Below are 18,174 nucleotides of genomic sequence, written 5' to 3' on the forward strand. Positions count from 1 at the left end.
TTGCAAAGGCATGAAATGTCCTACAAGAAATACAAACATTGGCTAAGTCTTTTTTATTTATTGCTAAAATTATTTAGACAAGGACACAAGCATCTTATAATTCATAAAATTATTTCTTGCTTATAGAATGACTCATTTGTTCAATGAGTTCTAAAAAATGAGATGCTATGGAAATAGCCTTTTTTGCATCTTTTAAAGAATAATCTTTTGTAGGAATCAAATCTGGAGCGCCGTAAAAGGCTATTTCCCTTTGGCTACGAAGCCATTTGCATTCCTTTTTTATCTTTTTTAGTTCTTCTCCTATCTTGTCTGGCAGCTTATCTTTATTTTCCATGATTACATCGATAACATCATGCCATTTTGGAGGATTTATATTGATCTGAATGAGAATTGCTTTCTCAATTAATTCTACTATCTCTTGGGAGATTCTAATAATATCTGGATAATCTTTCTCTTTTAAGAAAATTTCAAGTACTTTAAATCTAATTTTTGCCCGTTTTATGTAATCTTCAGCTAAAGCTTTGCTTGTCAATTAATTATCTCGATATATTTCAACTTTTTATTGTGAAAGCGAAGATGTGTCTTTTTAAATGTTTTAAGTGAATCAAGGAATCTCATAAACACATGTTTTTTGTCATATAATATCAAGAATTCTGTATCCCATAAGAATGGTGTTCTTACATTTAATTCTTCTTCGGTTTTAAATATGGGGTTGATTCTTATGGAAAAGTTTATTCTATCGAGTTTACTTTCTATGTTTTCGTAGTATTCTGAAAAATCTTCATAATTTCCTTTTTTGGTAGTTAGGACTATCAATAAATCTATATCAGACTGGGGAGAGAAATTGCCTGACGCAACTGAACCAAAAACTACAAGTGATACAAGTCTATCTTTATAATAGTTTACAAAAAGTTGGTTAATCTTATTAAGAAGTTTATTATAGTTTTTTTTGTATGACCTAATGGTTCTTGACTGATTTGAAACTTTCATCTCTCCCTTATCTTTTCATTTGTTGCGAAGGCATGCTCGGTGTAGCAGAAGTTTTTTGCCTGGCATGTGGAGATACCTTCTCCAGGGGGTTCAATACCTACCATCTTTAGGTCATAATCTACCATAATCTTCACAAGTTCAGAGAATGTTACACGGGGTTGCCAGTTGAGTTTTTCTCTTGCCTTAGTGATATCTGCCTGGAGGTGCTCAACTTCCGTTGGTCTAAAATAACGGGGATCAATTTCTATGATAGTATCACCTATTTTAATGTTATCTGTTTCACATTTTATTGAACTTACAATGCCTTTTTCTTGAGAACCATTGCCAATCCATTCTATTTCTATACCCGCATAAGAAAAGGCGATTTCAACAAATTCTCGAACACTGTGGCTCTCTCCTGTTCCTACTACATAATCATCTGGTTTGTCTTGTTGTAACATAAGCCACATCATCTCTACATACTCTGGGGCAAAGCCCCAATCTCTTTTTGCATTGAGATTACCAAGATATAGCTTTTTCTGATTACCAGATAAGATATTTGCAAGGGCTCGGGTAATCTTGCGGGTTACAAAGGTCTCACCTCTGCGGGGTGATTCGTGGTTAAAGAGTATACCATTACAGGCAAATAGTCCATAGGCCTCACGGAAGTTTACTGTCATCCAAAAGGAATAAAGCTTTGCTGCGGCGTAGGGGCTTCTGGGATAAAAGGGTGTCTTTTCAGATTGTGGTGGAGGAGATGCACCAAATAGCTCAGAGGATGATGCCTGGTAGTATTTTGTCTTGATACCGCTTCTACGGATGGCTTCCAGTAGCCTTGTTGTGCCAAGACCAGTTATATCTCCTGTGTATTCGGGGGTATCAAAAGATACTCGCACATGGCTTTGGGCACCAAGATGGTAAATTTCATCGGGTTTTATGTTATAGATGAGATTTATCAGCTGGCCTGAGTCAGAAAGATCACCGTGGTGGAGAAATAGTTTCGTCCCTTCGGTATGGGGATCGGTATATATATGGTCTATGCGGCCAGTATTAAAGGTGCTGGCACGACGAATAAGGCCGTGAACTTCATAGCCTTTGGAAAGTAAAAACTCGGCGAGGTATGAGCCGTCTTGACCGGTTATACCGGTGATAAGTGCTTTCATAGAGTTCATATTGGCCCCAAATTAGTTTTTTTACGTAAACGACTTTGTTGCTTTAAACGTTACTGTTATGTATTGTCGAACATGCTCTAGCGATAGATTTTATTTTTACCTCGTAGGTCTTGCCGTATCGTTCATGAGGAGGAAAAATGGAAATGATAATTCTAGGTTAGAGAAAAAANATAGCTCCGCCTTCTCGATTACAATCGAGTCTCTAAACGAGAGGAGAAAACCTTTAGCTGTCTTTAAGGCCAATGTGTTTGGCATTGTAGAACCGTGTATCTTACTTGTCAAGAAAAAAATGGGCGCTGTCCCTATTTTTTGAAAAAGGAGTGGACGGAGGCGATAATGTGGTTTACGTCCTCGTCGGTTAGGTCGTAATAGAGTGGGAGGGTTAGGATTTCTTCACCTAGTTTCTCAGTCACGGGAAGGGGAGAGGAATAGGGGCGGAAAAATGGCTGCAGATGATTGGGGATGTAATGGATGCCGGTTCCCACCCCCTTTTCTTTTAAATGCTCGATAAGTGCCTCTCTCTTTCCGTGGAGGACCCTTACGATATACGTGAAGGGGGCAGTGTCTTCTAGATTCCAATGGAGCGTCTTAAGATCCGGGAGATCACGAAAAGACGAGTTATATCGGGCTACAATATCCCTCTTTCTTTCAACAAATTTATTCAGCTTACGAAATTGGGCAAGTCCGATCGCCGCATTTACGTTGCTCATATGGTACCGATAACCCTGAGTTGTCACTTCGTAAAACCAACTCCTTTCATTTCGATACCGGTGCCATGTGTCTTTATCGATGCCCAGGATTCTTTTCCTTCGTATTTCGTCGGCTATCTCATCGTTATGAACAACTACGGCCCCGCCTTCGCCACAGGTAATATTTTTTATGGGGTCGAAACTAAAACAGGTGATGTCTCCAAAACTGCCAATTTTCCTTCCCCGATAAGAAGAACCAAAGGCATGAGCCGCATCTTCCACGATGGAGATGTTCAGTTCTCGACCTAGCTGGAGGAGGGCATCCATTTCGCAGGCCTGCCCACAGTAATGTACCGGCATGATTGCCTTCGTGTTGGGAGTAATTTTCTTTTTCACGTCCTCTACATCGATGTTGAGCGTATCTGGCCTCACCTCACAGAATACGGGTTTGGCTCCCAAGGCGGTTATCACCTGCACGGAGGCACAGAAGGTGAGGGAAGGGACAATAACCTCATCCCCCGTTCCGATGCCCAAAGCGTCGAGGGAAAGGTGTAAAGCAGATGTACCGGTGTTAACGGCAATGACGTTTTTTACACCCAAATAGTCCTTGATCACATTTTCAAACTCCAAGACGACAGAGCCCAAGCCCAACCATCCCGTGGCAAAGACCTTTTCGATTTCCTTTAATTCTTCTTCTCCTAAAGAGGGACGCGATACGGGTAACATGAAAAATTCCCTTTCAATTAGATTTCACGCCGCAGGCGAGAATATATCGACCGTTTTCCGGATAGGATCCGCCGACATAAAGCTCCATTTCGAATAAAAGTTCTCTTTCCTTTTCCGTCAGGGAAGAGGGTAGGGCGAAGATGGCTTGAGGGTCTCCTTCTATGCCGCTCAACACCCCTATGCCGGTTAAGGAAAGCACACGGACCCCCACTTTCGAGAAAATGTCTTTAATTTCTTCTATCGACTGACAATTTAAAGCTCCACCGCTTAGATACCGTTCTTGGCTCATCAGTATCCGATATGCCTCCTCCGTTTTTCCCTGCATGAGGCGGTGCATGACGTAGAACAGTCTCGGTCTTAGGGAAAGGATGAAAAGTCCACCCGATTCGAGTAAAGAGGAGAGGTTTTCTATCACCCGTTCGTAGTACCTCACCATATAGAGGACTTCGGTCGATATGATGCAGTCGAATTTGCCTGAACTGATATTATTCAGGTGATTCTCCAGATCGCCGACAATGAAGTTAATCTCGGTGTTTCTCTTGGCCGCGTTTTCTTTTGCCTTTTCGATTACGGCGGGGGTAAAATCGATGGCCGTAACCCGGTGTCCATCTAAAGCCAAAGGAATGGATATTCGTCCTTGACCGCAGCCGGCATCTAAAATACTTATTTTTAGGTTGCCGAACACATGCCTGATTTGGTTCCTTATATGATGCAGGTAGATGCGGGCGAAAAACACCTCGTTCTCTTCTTGCGACATATCGTATCTGGTTGCCGCGTGATCTATATTTTCCGTTGGAAAAGAATTTTTAACAAACAGGTAGTAATGATTCAGATGGTGTATTCTTTACATATTTCATATTCGGGAACGATTAAGGACAATTGATGTCGCAAGCGAGCTGCGTCGAAAGACCTTGCTATCTCCAAAAGCTCAGAGATAAGGGCAAACAAAGCATTTGCATCTGGCATGGCACCCTTTAAGACAAATACTTTAGGGTGTTCTGTAGGAGAAATACCCTCTCCTTCAGTGATAAGCTCTTCGTAGAGCTTTTCCCCAGGTCGCATGCCAATGAATTCGATGGCAATATCCTCGCCTGGGGTAAGGCCGTTTAAGCGAATAAGGTCTCGCGCAATGTCCAATATTTTTACCGGTCGTCCCATATCGAGGATGAAAATTTCTCCTCCCTCACCCATGGAGCCCGCTTGGAGAATTAATTGAGTTGCTTCGGGAATGGACATAAAATATCGCATAACCTCTGGATGAGTAACTGTAACCGGTCCTCCTCGGGCGATCTGTTCCTGAAAAAGAGGGATAACGGAGCCAGAACTGCCAATCACGTTTCCAAACCGGACAGCCATGAAGCGGGTTCCATTATTTCTGTTTAAAGCTTGAATAATCATCTCGGCGACACGTTTGGTTGCGCCCATCACGTTCGTCGGGCGGACGGCTTTATCGGTAGAGACGAGGATGAAGCTCTCCACCCCTTGATTGACGGCAGCGGTGGCAACATTGATGGTGCCCAAGATGTTTGTATTTACTGCCTCGTGGGGATGAAGCTCCTGCATAGGTACATGTTTATAAGCGGCGGCATGAAAAACTATGTCAGGAGAAAAGAAACTATATATTTTTTCTATGGTTTCAAGATGTCTGATGTCTGCTAGATATGGGTATATCTTCGTTTTGCCTGAATTCCTCTTACATTCCAGTTCGATCCGATAAAGATTGTATTCGCTAAAGTCGAGAAGGCCTATTGCGGATGGATTAAAATTGAGAACTTGACGTACAAGATCGCTGCCGATAGAACCACCCGCACCGGTAATGAGTACTCGTTTATCTTTGATAAATCTCCTGATTCGGCCTTGGTCTAAAATGATTTCTTCTCGTCCTAAGAGGTCGACGAGACTGACCTCTCTGATAGAATTAACTGATACCCTTCCGTCGATGAGCTCACCTATACTGGGAAGGGTGCGGAACTTTTTCCCCGTCCCCTCGCATATTTCCACAATGCGCCTCATTTCAACACCCCTCGCTGAGGGGATGGCAATCAAGATCTCATCGAAAAGATCACGATACTCATTTATTCTATCTAATCCTCCGAGCACGCGAACGCCATGTATTGTTTTTCCATGTTTTTCCTTTGAATCGTCTAGAAATCCTATCGCTTCCATGTTCAACTTGCGATTCTCTTTGATTTCCCTTAATACCTTTTCTCCGGCCGCGCCGGCACCGATAATTAAAATTCTTTTGTTAGGGTTAACGACATGCGACATCTGCCACGGGAAGGCGATGTTGAACTCCTTGTTAACATACATGCGATATAGGAGACGGATACCGCCGATTAAAAAGATGGAGAAAAACCAATCGAGAATGAGGACAGAGCGAGGGAACGACTCGAAGCGATAGGCAAAAACAAGGATGATCAAAACGCCCACTGAGGCGAGGGTAATTCCTTTGAATATGTTTTGAAGGTCGACTACGCCAGTATAGCGCCAGATCCCACGGTAAAGGCCAGTAAGGAAAAGAAAGATGAGTTTCGCTAATACTATCCATGGAAGGGTGAGCCACATAAACGTTTTATAGTAAGGGGAAATACTTCCTTCAAAGCGAATTAGATAGGCTCCACCGTAAGCGATGGATAGAAGAATGGCATCTAGAATAACTGTCAACGTAAGCTTCCATAAGCGGGGAAAGTTAGTCTTGATAAATTTGAGTTTCATATTGTCATTTAAGGGATAGAATGGCTTTCTTCAGGTTCTCACAAACGTAGCGCACTTCTTTTTCGCTCAGAAAGTTATAAAAAGGTAGGGCGATAGTCCTTTCTGCCACCGACTCTGTGATGGGGTAATTCCCTTTTCTAAACCCGAATATTTTTTTATAAAATGGTTGCAAATGTATGGGTGGAAAATAGTTCCCGCATTCAATTCCCCTTTCTCTGAGGTAACCAATTATCTTGTCACGATGGTTTTTCTTGAATTTATATTTTAGCCTGATGACAAAAACAAACCATGAAACTTTAACTTGTTTAGGCGTGGGTGGTAATTCAATTTCCTCCACATGAGATAGGTGCTTAATATAAAATGAGGCCACTTTCTGCCTTCTTTTCAAGATGTCGTCGATTCTTTTGAGCTGAGATATTCCGAGGGCAGCGTGTATATCGCTTAACCGGTAATTATAACCTATCCTTTCGTGAGAAAGCCATTTGCCGTTGTTTTTTCTTCCCTGATTTCTCAGGCTTTTCATTAGGTCAGCCACTTTTTCATTGTTGGTTACAACAATACCCCCTTCTCCGGTTGTTAGTTGTTTGTTGGGATAAAAGGCAAACACACTGGCCAACCCAAAAGTTCCCACCTTTTTCCCCTTGCATTCAGCTCCAATTGCCTCGCACGCATCTTCTATTATCTTTAATCTGTATTTATTTGCTATTTTTACTATCTCGAACATATTGCAGGGTATTCCAAAGACATGAACAGGCAAAATCGCCTTTGTCTTCTCCGATATTTTTTCTTCTATCTTTCTGGGATCGATATTAAGCGTTACAGGGTCGATATCAACGAAAACAGGTTTAGCTCCAACGTAGAGAATGCAATTGGCTGAGGCAATGAAACTGAAGGGGGTGGTAATAACTTCATCACCACTTTTAATCCCGCTGGCTATCATAGACAGATGTAGGCCGGAAGTACCGCTATTCACCGCTACTGAATATTTGCAGCCCACGAATCGGGCCATCAACTCCTCAAACTCCCTAATCTTAGGGCCAAGACTAAGGTTGGGTGTTTTAAGAACAGCAACTACTGCATCTATATCTTCCTGAGTTAGCTCTGGACGAGAAAGTGGTATATTCATGTATCTATTCTATAACTTTCCTTTATCTTCGCCGGCACACCGGCTGCCATTACTCGATCGGGTAGGTCTTCTAAAACTACCGCTCCCGCTCCGATAATAGACCAATCACCAATTTTTTTCCCCACCACCACCTTAGCACCTACCCCAAGAAAGACACCCCTTCCAATGGTAACACCACCCGCAATATGGGTACCTGGCGCTAGATGACAAAAATCGCCGACGGAACAATCGTGATCCACCGTAGAGCCTGTGTTGATAATGCAGTGATCTCCTATTCTTGCATCAGGCTGAATTACCGATCCCGCAAAGATAATTGTACCCTTTCCAACTTTGGCCGTGCGATGAACATAAGCCCGAGGATGAATTATGGATATCCATTGCAGATTTTCCAGTTCCTTTACCAGATTCTCCCTTGTTCTATTATTGCCGATGGCCATAATGGCCGGAGAACGTATTTCCTTGACCGACAGAATAGGGCCATGGATTTTTATCCCAAATATGTTTTGGCCCCATTTCGATGGGTCGTCGTCGACAATGATTGAAACGTTGATTCCACATTCCAAAGCAGTTGCGATAACGACTTTGGCATGCCCACCTCCACCCACGACGATAATTTCTTCTCTCATAGTTTTATTTTTTTTCTGATCCAACAAATTCTGGCATGGTGTCCGAACCGGGTGCGTTGATTCCCCTTTGCCTTGCCACTTCAATTACCGTCTGCCATAGGATCTTTAGATCGAGCCAAAAAGACCAGTTGTCTACGTACCATACATCTAGTTTGAATTTCTCCTCCCAAGTTATGGCATTTCTTCCGTGTATTTGTGCCCAGCCGGTGATACCCGGTTTTACCTCATGTCGCCTCGCTTGTTCTGGCGAATAGCGCGGGAGATACTCCATAAGCAGAGGTCTCGGTCCTACAAAACTCAACTCCCCCTTAATTACATTTATCAGTTGGGGAAGCTCGTCCAGGCTCGTTTTTCTCAGGAACTTTCCCAATGGGGTAAGCCGTAAGCTGTCTGGCAAGAGATTTCCTTTCTCGTCTCTCACATCAGTCATGGTGCGAAATTTATAGAGAAAGAATGCCTTTCCATGTTTTCCGGGTCTCAGTTGTTTAAACAATACTGGTTTACCCATAAAGAGATACACCATCAGGGCAATTGACAGTATTGCAGGTGAAAGGAAAATAAATAATAATATGGCAAAGAAAAGATCAAAGGTCCTTTTCAGAATTTTCTGTTTATTCATTTTGGCTAATGACTTTTTCATAAAAGTCCAAAGAAACAGAAATTATATTTTCCTTCGAAAAGAGCTTTTTTACCCTCTCTCTTGCCTTTTGGCCCATAAGTTGCCTTTCTTCTTGATGTAAAATCATCCATTCCATGTGATGGGAGAGTTCATCCACATCCCCAGGAGTATGGAGAAGACCGGTTTCCTTTTCTTCGATGGCATCTACGATGCCATAAATTCTGGTACCAATGGCGGGGATTCCACAAGCGGCCGCCTCGATTACGACCAAACCGAATCCTTCCCGATAGCTTGGTAGACACACGCAATCGGAAGCCTTCATGTAGAGTTCGGGTGTTCTTGTTTTGCCTTCGTAGTGAATTCTATCTCTATAAGTTCTCGCGTTTTTATATATCTTTTCCATTACTTTCTCTTCGTCTGGTCCCACGATGATCAAATGGGCATTTTCGTAAGTGGCAGCCACTTTTTTAAACGCTTCATAAAGATCGAAGATACCCTTTTCCTTATTTAACCGCCCAAGGAAAAGGAAGACCGGCGCCTCAAATTCTATCTTTAGTCTCTGTCTTACGTGTTTTCTTACCTCTGCGCTAGGCGAAAATCTATCTGTGTCAACACCGCTGATTGAACCATTGCCGATGATTCCTATCTTTTGGGGTTGAGAAACCCCTTCTTTCACGATGAATATGCGCTGGGATGTGCTATCCGCCAGAACGTGAGTTGCACAGAGGGTTATGACTATGTCCATTTTTTTTAAAAACCATCTTTTTAATCCGCGTTTTGTTGCCCAGACCTGACCGGTGAAAGTATGAATTCTAATTGGTATTCGAGCTAAACGTCCAGCAATCATCGTAAGTAGCCCTGCTTTAGGGGTAAAGGAATGAACAAGGTCAAAGGAATGCTTCTTGAATGTCCTGTATAAATGCCATAGTGCACTTATGTCATGGAATGGCGATATTTTCCGTTTGATTTGTATGGGGATAACTTGTATATTTTTGAGGTTATGACGAACGAGAAAAAAAGGATCTTCGGTTCCAGTTATTACAGTTATGTTGTGTTTTGTGGCTAAAACTTTCAAAAGATCTAACAAAAACGCTTCTATGGTCATGGGAACAGCAGTTACGAAACAAAGTTTTTTTGGGGGCTTCATATTACATCTTCAGTCAAATTTAAATTTTCTGTAATGATGAAGATAAAGGATTTTTTTGGGGACGAATCCTAGTAAGATGGGTTTCAATAAATAAAAGTAGTAGAGGTGTGATAAGCCCATTTTCTCAATTATGTTACGCTTGATTCTTGCTTCTCTCCATCGGTGTGAAATCCGTTTCCTTTTGTAATCCGAAATATCCATATGGAACCGATAGAGGATCCTGGGTATAGTGACCAATCGGTATCCTGATGAAACCATTCTTAGCCAGAGGTCATAATCTTCTACTCTGATCGCATCTGGGTTATAGGCACCAATAGTTTCGATGTCCCTTCGCCTCATCATAACGGAGGGATGGATAAGACAGGAACCTTTGAGCCAATGCTTTACGTCTGGGTAAAGAGGGGGTTTGTTCACGCCCCATATTTTACCTTGGTTGTCGAAAAGTTCCGCGTAGGTACCCACAACGGAATAATGAGTTGACTTATCTAGGAAATCGACCTGTTCCTGAAATCTTAATGGTAGAGAGTAATCATCAGCGTCCTGACGGGCAAGATATTCTCCCGAGGATTTTTCAATACATCGATTTAAAGTTCCGCCTAGGGCCAAATTTCTTTCATTTTTGATTAGAATTATTCGACGATCATCTTGAGATGCTTTGAGAAGCTTTTCCCATGTACCATCAGTCGAAGCGTCATCACATATAATAAACTCCCAGTCTTGGTAAGTTTGCGATACTATGGATGAGACGGCCCTTTCAACAGTTTCTTCGCAGTTATAAGCACCCATTATAACACTAACTTTAGGCACGATATTTAAACCTTTCTAAAGAACTTGGTTTATATTTTTAGCCACCTTTCCGGTATTAATCCTTCAAACCCCCAAGATGTGATGCCACTTATAATAACTTTCGGTGTTATGATTATTGAGTGTTCACGTTCTCCTAGCCAGGCTCCCCACCAACTGAAAGTACTATTGGCTATAATAAAATGTTGGCACCTTGTCATTAGCCACAAATCAAGACAAGTTCTGTCTTCCTTGTTATGATTTTCAACTACTATCAATCTTCTTTTAATTTTGCTCAATTCCTGCGAAGCCAGTACGGGGTTGTCAGAAAAGAGAAAAAAAATCCCTTTAGGAATAAGTCGTTCTATTATTTCTATAGCACGAAGATAATAGTCAGTTGATAAATTATGTTTTGAATTACTGCCTGGTGGGTCGAACCATCTCCGGTGAATGGCAATTGACGAACAGCCTTCCATTTTGCGCGAAATATAATCTGTATATGGATCTGGTGAAAACTTGGGGACAATTTCTCTTTTTATTATATGAGTTATATCTTTGAAGTAATTTTCGCTCTGCCAGTAGCCATCAAGGTAAAGTACGCCATTTACTTTAAATTCCAAAAGACGGTGGTCAAAGACGAGTTCTTTGTCCTCAAGATAGTTTCTCTTATAAAATGGTTTCATTCTATTTACAAATCTTAGCCAGTTTCTAAATAAGAATACTGGTTTTTTCAGCCTTTCATTCGAATCAGCTTTACGTCCGTACGTATTGAAAGAATCTAGGTAATACTTCCGACGATAGTGCTTGTCTACGATAAACCCAGAGATATCATCAATGACAAGATCGGCAGAATTGATTAATGCGAGACGGCGAGCAGTAGCGTAGCAAAAGAGCTGATTACCTATACCTCCTTTCATAACAACTATAACTTTGTTAGCAGTCGAATGAGATGACATCAAGGTAAACTACTTCCTGTTGTCAAGATAAAAATGTTGAGGTATTTGGTGAATTGACCTGAGATCCCCTCCAGTGTATTGGATAGCCTCCAGGATAATACATATCTGCTATGCCAGTCCATTATGGCAACGAGATATAAAAAACCCCTTGCCATTCTGATGTACGTAATATCGGCACACCAAACTTGATCGGGATAAGTTATATCAAGACCTTTTAGAAGATAGGGATATTTTAAATGATCCGAAGAATTTACGCTCAACCTCCTTTTGGGATATATGGCCTCAAGCCCCATAACCCTCATCAATCTTCTTACCCTCTTTGCATTCACATGATAACCATGCCTTATAAGATAAGCCGTCATCCTATTCACACCATAGAACGGCATCTTTGTATATTGTTCATCTATAAGGTTCATAAGTTGGAGATTGAGAGGACTTATGGCCCTTGGATGATGTTAATAGCCTGACCTGGATATACCAACTTTAATTGACCTATCTGGACGATATAGCTCCGATTCAAAATCCTCCCTGGAATTATCCTTCTTCGCCCTTTTGTCCGAAAATATATATGGCAAATCTTCAAGTAACCTCTTCTTCCACTGACCTATCTGATTGGGATGAACACCGTATTCACTTGCAATCTGAGCAATAGTCTTTTCTCCCCTCAAGAGCAACCCTTGCCTTAAAGGCAGCATCCCTCGATTTCGTCGATCTGTTCATTAATGTTCACTCCTTCCCGAGAGAAACTACAGGTTAGCATCCAACAAATTACCCTGTCCAGATTTTGGGGAGTATTATAAATCTTTAATCTTTTCTGAAAAAGAAGTTGTGCGTGTTCAACTTAAAATCCCGCCTCTCTATGGCTAAAATTGTTTGGATTGTCACTTCTTTTGTTTCCCTTTCTACTGTCAGGCATCGATAGCCGTGCTGAAAGAAAATTTCAAATGTCTTGCGAAAATGGGGATTGAACTTCACACCTTTCGGTTGAAGCTCTTCGCCATGTATTTCTACGATCCACAGAGGAGGTGGATTGTTGGATAAAGTGGCTGAAGCACCTTTTAGCATAATATACTCTGCTCCTTCGATGTCCGCCATTATGAGAGCTTTCTTACCTTTTAATTTGTTGCATAAGAGACGGTCCAGGGAAATAGTAGGAGTAAGTCCGGCAAAACTTTCCGGCATTTTTTGCCAGCCTTTTATTAGGGAAGCCCCTGTTCCCCAACCATAAATCTTGAGGATATCCGGTCCTTCACCTACAGCGAGGGGGAAAATCTCCGCCTGCTTGGCCCATCCATTGTCTTTTATATTTTTCATCAAGTACCATAAGTTGCAAAAGTTGGGTTCCACAGCGATTACTGGTTTTCCTAAACTCAAGACGTGACAGCAGAAATATCCCACATTTGCTCCGATATTGACGAAAAGATCAATGTTCTGTGCTAGGTTTCTTACCATTTCTGTTTCAATAGGTTCAAAATTCCCCTCTGCCATTTGCCGATGGCCAGATAGTATGAAACCCCATCGAGTTGGGATGGGTTTCTGAAACCTGTCTATGGCATCGCTTATAGTTAACAACGTAAAGGTGATCCTAGGAAAAAATCCTAGAATTGACCGGATGGGTTTCTTTAAAATTTTTTTCACGATTTTTCCTCGTTCGTTTTAATCGCCAAGCAATGCCAGCCAAAACAGGCAAGATCTTCTGCCTTTTTTTGAGAGCGAATTTTAAAATAAAGAATGCCCAATAATGAGTAAATGGCCGCAAGAGGCCATGTCCAGCTCTTCTTTTTATATTCGATCAATGCAAGACGAATAATTTCTTGTCTAATATAGTCATACCAATCTCCATTAGGCATCAGTTCTAAGATTTTGAAACCTCGTTTAGGTAAATGATGTTCATACCAATAGCGGCTAAATCCTGTAACAAAATGGTATGGGGCCATATGTACTAGCGAGGAAAATGGGGCAGTAAGAATTAGTATTCCACCAGGTTTCAAGAGACGTGAAAATTCTTCCAGGGCTTTTTCCGGTTCAGGTATATGTTCAAATACTTCGCTACAAAGGATTGCATCGAAAGAGCTATCTGATTCAGGAATAGTTGTAATATCGCTCACTATATCAACACGACTGGTATCCCATTTACCCGTTTGTAGCCCTCTGCCATTCCCATCTCCTTTATATTCACAGAAATCTTGCGAAATGTATTCAAGGTGTTTGCAAAACACTTTGTTAGCCATTTCTCCTGCTCCAGCGTCTAAAATTCTTGAACCTGGTGGCAAGCGAATCAAAGTTTTTTCCAACCAGCTTTTCCGGTTTTTTTCATTGATTCCTATTGATAGCCAATCGTAAATGAAATTTCTGATTTTAAAATTTTTTAGGTACATGCCCATATAAACGATGACTGTTTTTAGTTTTTAACTATAAATTATGTCTCTTTATTGTTTACTAATGTTCTATTGAATTGTGCAGTATATTTATGGACTAGAAACCAAACAGTGCTGATTAAAATAATTCTTGTAGGAAATCCAAAGTGTCTCTTTAGTAATGCGTATTCTGCCCTTATAAACTCCTGGTAATTTATCTTACTCTTTGTAAGGCTATAAGGAACTCTATCACCTTTTTCCCCTGCTATGAACAAGGGTAGGGGAATTATTTTGATGGAAGATTCCAACTCAAACCAATGGGTTACATAGAGGTCAAAATAGTCGAATTCGCGGAGCTCTAATCGTGACAAAATATTTTTTCGACATAGTCCGTAGATTATACTAGGACAGCTATTTATCAATCGAAAGACGTATCTGGAAAACTTGTTTTTAGCTACTGAATACCCGCAAGACCGCCAATCTTTATATATACCGGTATCAAGGTTTAGTACCATTATTTCCGAAAATACGATACCTGTTTTACAGTCACGATCTAGAATTTCAACTGCGAGATCTAAAAACCTTGACTCGCGCCTATCGTCTGCAGCTGCCCACATAAAGTATTCAGCACGCGCACTATTAAGTACGTAGTTGAAATTCCATATGGGGCCTCTGTTTTCTGCTTGGCGAATATAAGTTATTCGTGGGTCTATACTTTCATAATAGCGGCAGATTTGCTCTGTTTCATCTGTAGATGAGTTATCGGAAATTATTAGTTCGAAATCTGTAAATGTCTGGTCAATTATAGAATCGATAGCCCCTCTTATGTATCTGGCCCCGTTATAGACAGGCATTCCTATTGATACTCTGGGGCTATGGGGTTTTGGTTCTTTATAATAAAGTGACACGGCCCAACTTCTTAACAGTAATCTTATTTTTTATTAACCACTTTCTGGTTACCGAGGCACTAAGGGCACACGTGATATAGGAAAAAATTAATACAACTGTTAAGTAGCCAACAATTAATAAATTGTTTTGGGAGAAAGGTATTAACCAACGAAGAAGTAAAATAGTTGTGAGAGTTGAACATATTGGCAATGCTATATCTTTAATATACCAATGCCACTTTTCGGTTTTTAGCAATTTGTTATGCATGATGTGAACAAGGAATATAACATATCCGCCATTTAATATAATCCAAACACTAGCCGCGCCAGGGGCACCAAAATATTTGGTAAGAATTATCATTAGGGGTATGAGTATTATTAAGGAAAGTGTATTGACACGAAAAACCAATCCTGTCCATCCAGATGCCAGCTGTAAAATGTAAGGTATATGTATAATTCCATTCAGTACTGTGCCAATTACTAGCAAGCTAACCAATAAATGAGCATTTTCCGCTGTAACTATGTTTTGAGTCCAAAGTGTAAGGATCTCTTTCGAAAAAAAAATAAATACTAATGATATCGGAATTAAGGATACTGTTACAAGTTGAGTTGCTTTGTGATACATTATTTTTATTTCCTCTTCTTTATTTAAGGCAAAGAGGCTACTAAATATAGGATAGATGGCCGAAGAAACGGGAGTTACAAGCTTGTATAATGATATTGCAACTGCACCTGCCAACGTATAGTAGCCGAAGTTTTCGAGAGGAAGCATGTGGCTTAGGATTATTTTATCCACTTGAGTGAGTAAAGTGGCTGTAATGGTTATACCTGTAATCCCTGCAGCGAAACGCCAAATTTTGAGAAGCAGATCTATTCTGAAACGCGGTTTTTTTGATGTAATAGGAAAGGTATGCCAAGTTGATAAAAATAAAAGAGTCACGTGCAAGGCGCCTGTGAAAATATGCCATAAAAAATAGGCGTGCACAGTTGCAGATAGGAGCCAAAGAACCAAAAAGGAGCCAATTCCTCTAAGTGTAGAAATAAGTATGTTTATAGTGTTCACTAAAACTTGCCGCTGTAAACCCATCAGCCCACCAGCATACAAACTTATCGGCCATTGCACAGCGAGGCAAAAACCCATGATCACAATTGCCGTCTGGACGGTCTCCTCAGAGAGATCGCGACCATGTACCCATTTGAAAGCGATAAAAGGAGAAGTTGATATTACGATAAGGGCAATGAGAATTCCTACCAGCCAGTAAGGAATTTCAAGGGTTCTTAAGAGGTCTTTCATTTCTTGGCCACTGTTTTCCCGCACTTGCAGACGTGCCATTTCACGATTTATTGTGCTACTTAGTCCCATATCCAGCATGGAAAGTAGACCTTGCATACCCGTAAAGATACCTATTAATCCTAATGCCTCTATGCCTAAAAAATGAATATAGAGAGGGAAGAAGATGACATTGACAAGTCCTATCCAGGCACTTCCCAGAAAATTGGCAATAATGTTCCTTTTAAGAGTTTTCATTTATGAAAATGTACTCGTTTCAGATACCCATCTGGGGCTACGGTTATTAGAAGTTTTTGTGTTATGGAGTGATCTATTTCGAATAAAAGAGGGGTCCCATCGGTACCAAAGCAAGTGGAGTCATTTAGAGTCCTCAAATATTCATGGACCGCAGATTTTGGATTGTTACCAGGACCCCAGGGACGGTCTGGGTACATATCAGCAGGTAAATCATCTATAATGGTATCAAAGATGACACAATAACTGCCTGGACTTACCAATGGAGCGTAGGCTTTGAGTTCGGCAAGTACATGATCATGCGTATGCATAGAATCTAGACAGACAAGCACATTGCCGAAACCATTTGCGATACGGTATACTTCTTTGATGACTTCCTGATCGGTGCTGGATCCTTCTATCATCTGGATTCGGTTGTATAATGGATGCGATTCAATAGCCACACGATTATGGCTACGAATTTCGATATCGATCCCAAGAACTTTTCTTTTCAGTGGGGGTGGAGCCAGTGTTTCTCTTTCCTGCTCAGTTTCGCACAAATCTAAAAGAGCTAGTAAAGAAGCGTAGAATATAAGGGATCCTCCGTGGGCGATGCCGGTCTCGATTATAAGATCGGGTTTTACTTTCCAGATGATCTCTTGCATCGCAATCATGTCTTGTGGATATTGGATTATGGGACGTCCAAGCCACGAAAAATTATAAGAATACTTTTCCCTGGCAGAAATTGTCATGAATGAAATAGCAGTTTCATTAAGCTCTTTATTTTTACTGTAAACAGTTATGCGTTCTTTTATTTCATTATCAATTGATTTCACTGTCGACCTCAATATAATTAAAACGATTCTCAGAAAGTTGACGGATTTCTTCTAGATAATTGCTGTTCATGACGAAAATATCTGAGCCGGGACTGAGAGCGATCATAGCTTCTTCGGGTGATAGAATCTTTCTTGCTGTTATGGCTGTGTATTTGCCCTGTTTGGCTGGGCTTATGTCGATGATGAAATCTATGCTAGCCCCTGCCCTTTCCATCAGGAGGGAAAAGATAACTCCCTTCGAAGCTGCTCCCCAAACAGCACTCAAGTTGCTACTTATCTTATTATTTTTTATCCTCGTTGCCCACTTTTCTATGGTTCGAAGAAAGTCTGGAGGGAAATTTATATATGCCTCTTCATCCATTGATGGTGGTTTTAGGGTGCTCAAATCAGCAACAACGTAAAGATATTGATCACCAAAAAGATAGCCAGCTTCATATATACAGCCAAACAGACTATAAAAATCACGCATCCTAAAGTAATTGACGTGTTCATAGAAGATATCGAACCATGCCTTATGTTTCAAAATCCATTCGAAGCAGGGAACCTCAATATATATCCTTCCGTGTCCATCATTCCCGTCGCAAATTTGCCTTAAGAAAGAATAAGGGTTAGGTATGTGTTCCAGAACGTGTCTCAAGATAATTGCATCTGCTTTTAGATTTAATTCTGGATTATAAAGTGACTTAATAATGGAAGGATTGTCACCATCGTATGCAGGGTCACAGCCAATGGCTTCGAATCCCCGATCTTGGAGAAGTTTTAGAAAAAAACCTTTTCCACATCCTATTTCTAAGAGAAAACATCCCGAAAAATGATCATTTATAATCCTAGCGACATCCGAAAGATGTTTACGGAATATAACACTGAAGGCTTGCTCGTTTTCATATCCCGAGTCGTATCTCATGAATTCATTGTTAAAGGCTTGATTATAAACCAATCCCGTTTCGGTATCTTGAACTAAGGCAATTTTTCCCTTTGGACAAGAAATGGCTTCGGCTACGGTGTCGTAAACTTTGTTTTGGAAAATGGGAAAATCCTCTGCCTGATATAGCTCTATCATCT

20 protein-coding genes are annotated in these 18,174 nt (G+C 40.9%); all 20 read right to left on the minus strand.

Annotation, left to right across the window (positions count from 1 at the left end):
• Positions 1–109: 109 nt before the first annotated feature.
• The 20 genes from N2317_08260 to N2317_08355 all read right to left on the minus strand — a co-directional run bounded on the left by N2317_08260 (position 110) and on the right by N2317_08355 (position 18,172).
• Complete coding sequence (locus N2317_08260; GenBank protein ID MCX7817479.1) at positions 110–532, minus strand: HEPN domain-containing protein; 423 nt, start codon at positions 530–532, stop codon at positions 110–112.
• Complete coding sequence (locus N2317_08265; GenBank protein ID MCX7817480.1) at positions 529–990, minus strand: nucleotidyltransferase domain-containing protein; 462 nt, start codon at positions 988–990, stop codon at positions 529–531. The genes N2317_08260 and N2317_08265 overlap by 4 nt, the downstream gene beginning before the upstream one ends.
• On the minus strand, positions 987–2,141 hold the full coding sequence (gene gmd / locus N2317_08270) for a GDP-mannose 4,6-dehydratase (protein MCX7817481.1): 1,155 nt from the start codon (positions 2,139–2,141) through the stop codon (positions 987–989). Before gmd ends, N2317_08265 begins: the two co-directional genes overlap by 4 nt.
• A 302-nt stretch (positions 2,142–2,443) precedes the next feature.
• Positions 2,444–3,556 carry a DegT/DnrJ/EryC1/StrS family aminotransferase gene (locus N2317_08275; GenBank protein ID MCX7817482.1) on the minus strand — a complete coding sequence of 371 codons (1,113 nt, stop codon included), beginning with the start codon at positions 3,554–3,556 and terminating at the stop codon, positions 2,444–2,446.
• Positions 3,557–3,569: 13 nt separating this feature from the next.
• On the minus strand, positions 3,570–4,313 hold the full coding sequence (locus N2317_08280; protein ID MCX7817483.1) for a methyltransferase domain-containing protein: 744 nt from the start codon (positions 4,311–4,313) through the stop codon (positions 3,570–3,572).
• 71 nt (positions 4,314–4,384) lie between these two features.
• The gene (locus N2317_08285) at positions 4,385–6,220 is read right to left on the minus strand and encodes a polysaccharide biosynthesis protein (protein MCX7817484.1); all 1,836 of its coding nucleotides are present in this window, start codon (positions 6,218–6,220) and stop codon (positions 4,385–4,387) included.
• A 55-nt stretch (positions 6,221–6,275) separates the two neighbouring features.
• A complete protein-coding gene (locus N2317_08290; GenBank protein MCX7817485.1) occupies positions 6,276–7,397 on the minus strand; it encodes a DegT/DnrJ/EryC1/StrS family aminotransferase in 1,122 nt (373 codons plus the stop codon).
• Positions 7,394–8,023 carry an acetyltransferase gene (locus N2317_08295; GenBank protein ID MCX7817486.1) on the minus strand — a complete coding sequence of 210 codons (630 nt, stop codon included), beginning with the start codon at positions 8,021–8,023 and terminating at the stop codon, positions 7,394–7,396. The genes N2317_08290 and N2317_08295 overlap by 4 nt, the downstream gene beginning before the upstream one ends.
• A 4-nt stretch (positions 8,024–8,027) precedes the next feature.
• Complete coding sequence (locus N2317_08300; GenBank protein ID MCX7817487.1) at positions 8,028–8,642, minus strand: sugar transferase; 615 nt, start codon at positions 8,640–8,642, stop codon at positions 8,028–8,030.
• Positions 8,635–9,789 (minus strand): glycosyltransferase family 4 protein, encoded by a 1,155-nt coding sequence (locus N2317_08305; protein ID MCX7817488.1) that lies wholly within the window; start codon positions 9,787–9,789, stop codon positions 8,635–8,637. The genes N2317_08300 and N2317_08305 overlap by 8 nt, the downstream gene beginning before the upstream one ends.
• Before the next feature lie 9 nt (positions 9,790–9,798).
• Positions 9,799–10,596 (minus strand): glycosyltransferase family 2 protein, encoded by a 798-nt coding sequence (locus N2317_08310; GenBank protein ID MCX7817489.1) that lies wholly within the window; start codon positions 10,594–10,596, stop codon positions 9,799–9,801.
• A gap of 29 nt (positions 10,597–10,625) precedes the next feature.
• Positions 10,626–11,528 carry an alpha-1,2-fucosyltransferase gene (locus N2317_08315; protein MCX7817490.1) on the minus strand — a complete coding sequence of 301 codons (903 nt, stop codon included), beginning with the start codon at positions 11,526–11,528 and terminating at the stop codon, positions 10,626–10,628.
• Positions 11,528–11,944, minus strand: a complete 417-nt coding sequence (locus N2317_08320; protein ID MCX7817491.1) for an IS3 family transposase — start codon at positions 11,942–11,944, stop codon at positions 11,528–11,530. The genes N2317_08315 and N2317_08320 overlap by 1 nt, the downstream gene beginning before the upstream one ends.
• 39 nt (positions 11,945–11,983) lie before the next feature.
• Positions 11,984–12,196: a hypothetical protein gene (locus N2317_08325; GenBank protein ID MCX7817492.1), complete on the minus strand. Its 213-nt coding sequence runs from the start codon at positions 12,194–12,196 to the stop codon at positions 11,984–11,986.
• A 136-nt stretch (positions 12,197–12,332) separates the two neighbouring features.
• Positions 12,333–13,166: an FkbM family methyltransferase gene (locus N2317_08330; protein ID MCX7817493.1), complete on the minus strand. Its 834-nt coding sequence runs from the start codon at positions 13,164–13,166 to the stop codon at positions 12,333–12,335.
• The gene (locus tag N2317_08335; GenBank protein ID MCX7817494.1) at positions 13,163–13,912 is read right to left on the minus strand and encodes a methyltransferase domain-containing protein; all 750 of its coding nucleotides are present in this window, start codon (positions 13,910–13,912) and stop codon (positions 13,163–13,165) included. Before N2317_08335 ends, N2317_08330 begins: the two co-directional genes overlap by 4 nt.
• A gap of 35 nt (positions 13,913–13,947) precedes the next feature.
• Positions 13,948–14,793 (minus strand): glycosyltransferase, encoded by an 846-nt coding sequence (locus tag N2317_08340; GenBank protein ID MCX7817495.1) that lies wholly within the window; start codon positions 14,791–14,793, stop codon positions 13,948–13,950.
• Complete coding sequence (locus tag N2317_08345) at positions 14,777–16,300, minus strand: oligosaccharide flippase family protein (GenBank protein ID MCX7817496.1); 1,524 nt, start codon at positions 16,298–16,300, stop codon at positions 14,777–14,779. Before N2317_08345 ends, N2317_08340 begins: the two co-directional genes overlap by 17 nt.
• Positions 16,297–17,112: a cephalosporin hydroxylase family protein gene (locus N2317_08350; GenBank protein MCX7817497.1), complete on the minus strand. Its 816-nt coding sequence runs from the start codon at positions 17,110–17,112 to the stop codon at positions 16,297–16,299. The genes N2317_08345 and N2317_08350 overlap by 4 nt, the downstream gene beginning before the upstream one ends.
• Positions 17,099–18,172, minus strand: a complete 1,074-nt coding sequence (locus N2317_08355) for a class I SAM-dependent methyltransferase (GenBank protein MCX7817498.1) — start codon at positions 18,170–18,172, stop codon at positions 17,099–17,101. Before N2317_08355 ends, N2317_08350 begins: the two co-directional genes overlap by 14 nt.
• Between the last annotated feature and the right edge of the window lie 2 nt (positions 18,173–18,174).

The sequence above is a fragment of the Syntrophales bacterium genome, from assembly GCA_026417625.1.
GTDB lineage: Bacteria > Desulfobacterota > Syntrophia > Syntrophales > UBA8958 > JAOACW01.

Bases quoted from the DNA above. Each gene is read 5' to 3' on its own strand.
- N2317_08265 (MCX7817480.1), bottom strand. From the start codon at position 990: ATGAAAGTTTCAAATCAGTCAAGAACCATTAGGTCATACAAAAAAAAC.
- gmd (MCX7817481.1), bottom strand. From the start codon at position 2,141: ATGAACTCTATGAAAGCACTTATCACCGGTATAACCGGTCAAGACGGC.
- N2317_08275 (MCX7817482.1), bottom strand. From the start codon at position 3,556: ATGTTACCCGTATCGCGTCCCTCTTTAGGAGAAGAAGAATTAAAGGAA.
- N2317_08280 (MCX7817483.1), bottom strand. From the start codon at position 4,313: ATGTCGCAAGAAGAGAACGAGGTGTTTTTCGCCCGCATCTACCTGCAT.
- N2317_08290 (MCX7817485.1), bottom strand. From the start codon at position 7,397: ATGAATATACCACTTTCTCGTCCAGAGCTAACTCAGGAAGATATAGAT.
- N2317_08295 (MCX7817486.1), bottom strand. From the start codon at position 8,023: ATGAGAGAAGAAATTATCGTCGTGGGTGGAGGTGGGCATGCCAAAGTC.
- N2317_08300 (MCX7817487.1), bottom strand. From the start codon at position 8,642: ATGAATAAACAGAAAATTCTGAAAAGGACCTTTGATCTTTTCTTTGCC.
- N2317_08305 (MCX7817488.1), bottom strand. From the start codon at position 9,789: ATGAAGCCCCCAAAAAAACTTTGTTTCGTAACTGCTGTTCCCATGACC.
- N2317_08315 (MCX7817490.1), bottom strand. From the start codon at position 11,528: ATGTCATCTCATTCGACTGCTAACAAAGTTATAGTTGTTATGAAAGGA.
- N2317_08320 (MCX7817491.1), bottom strand. From the start codon at position 11,944: ATGAACCTTATAGATGAACAATATACAAAGATGCCGTTCTATGGTGTG.
- N2317_08335 (MCX7817494.1), bottom strand. From the start codon at position 13,912: ATGGGCATGTACCTAAAAAATTTTAAAATCAGAAATTTCATTTACGAT.
- N2317_08345 (MCX7817496.1), bottom strand. From the start codon at position 16,300: ATGAAAACTCTTAAAAGGAACATTATTGCCAATTTTCTGGGAAGTGCC.
- N2317_08355 (MCX7817498.1), bottom strand. From the start codon at position 18,172: ATGATAGAGCTATATCAGGCAGAGGATTTTCCCATTTTCCAAAACAAA.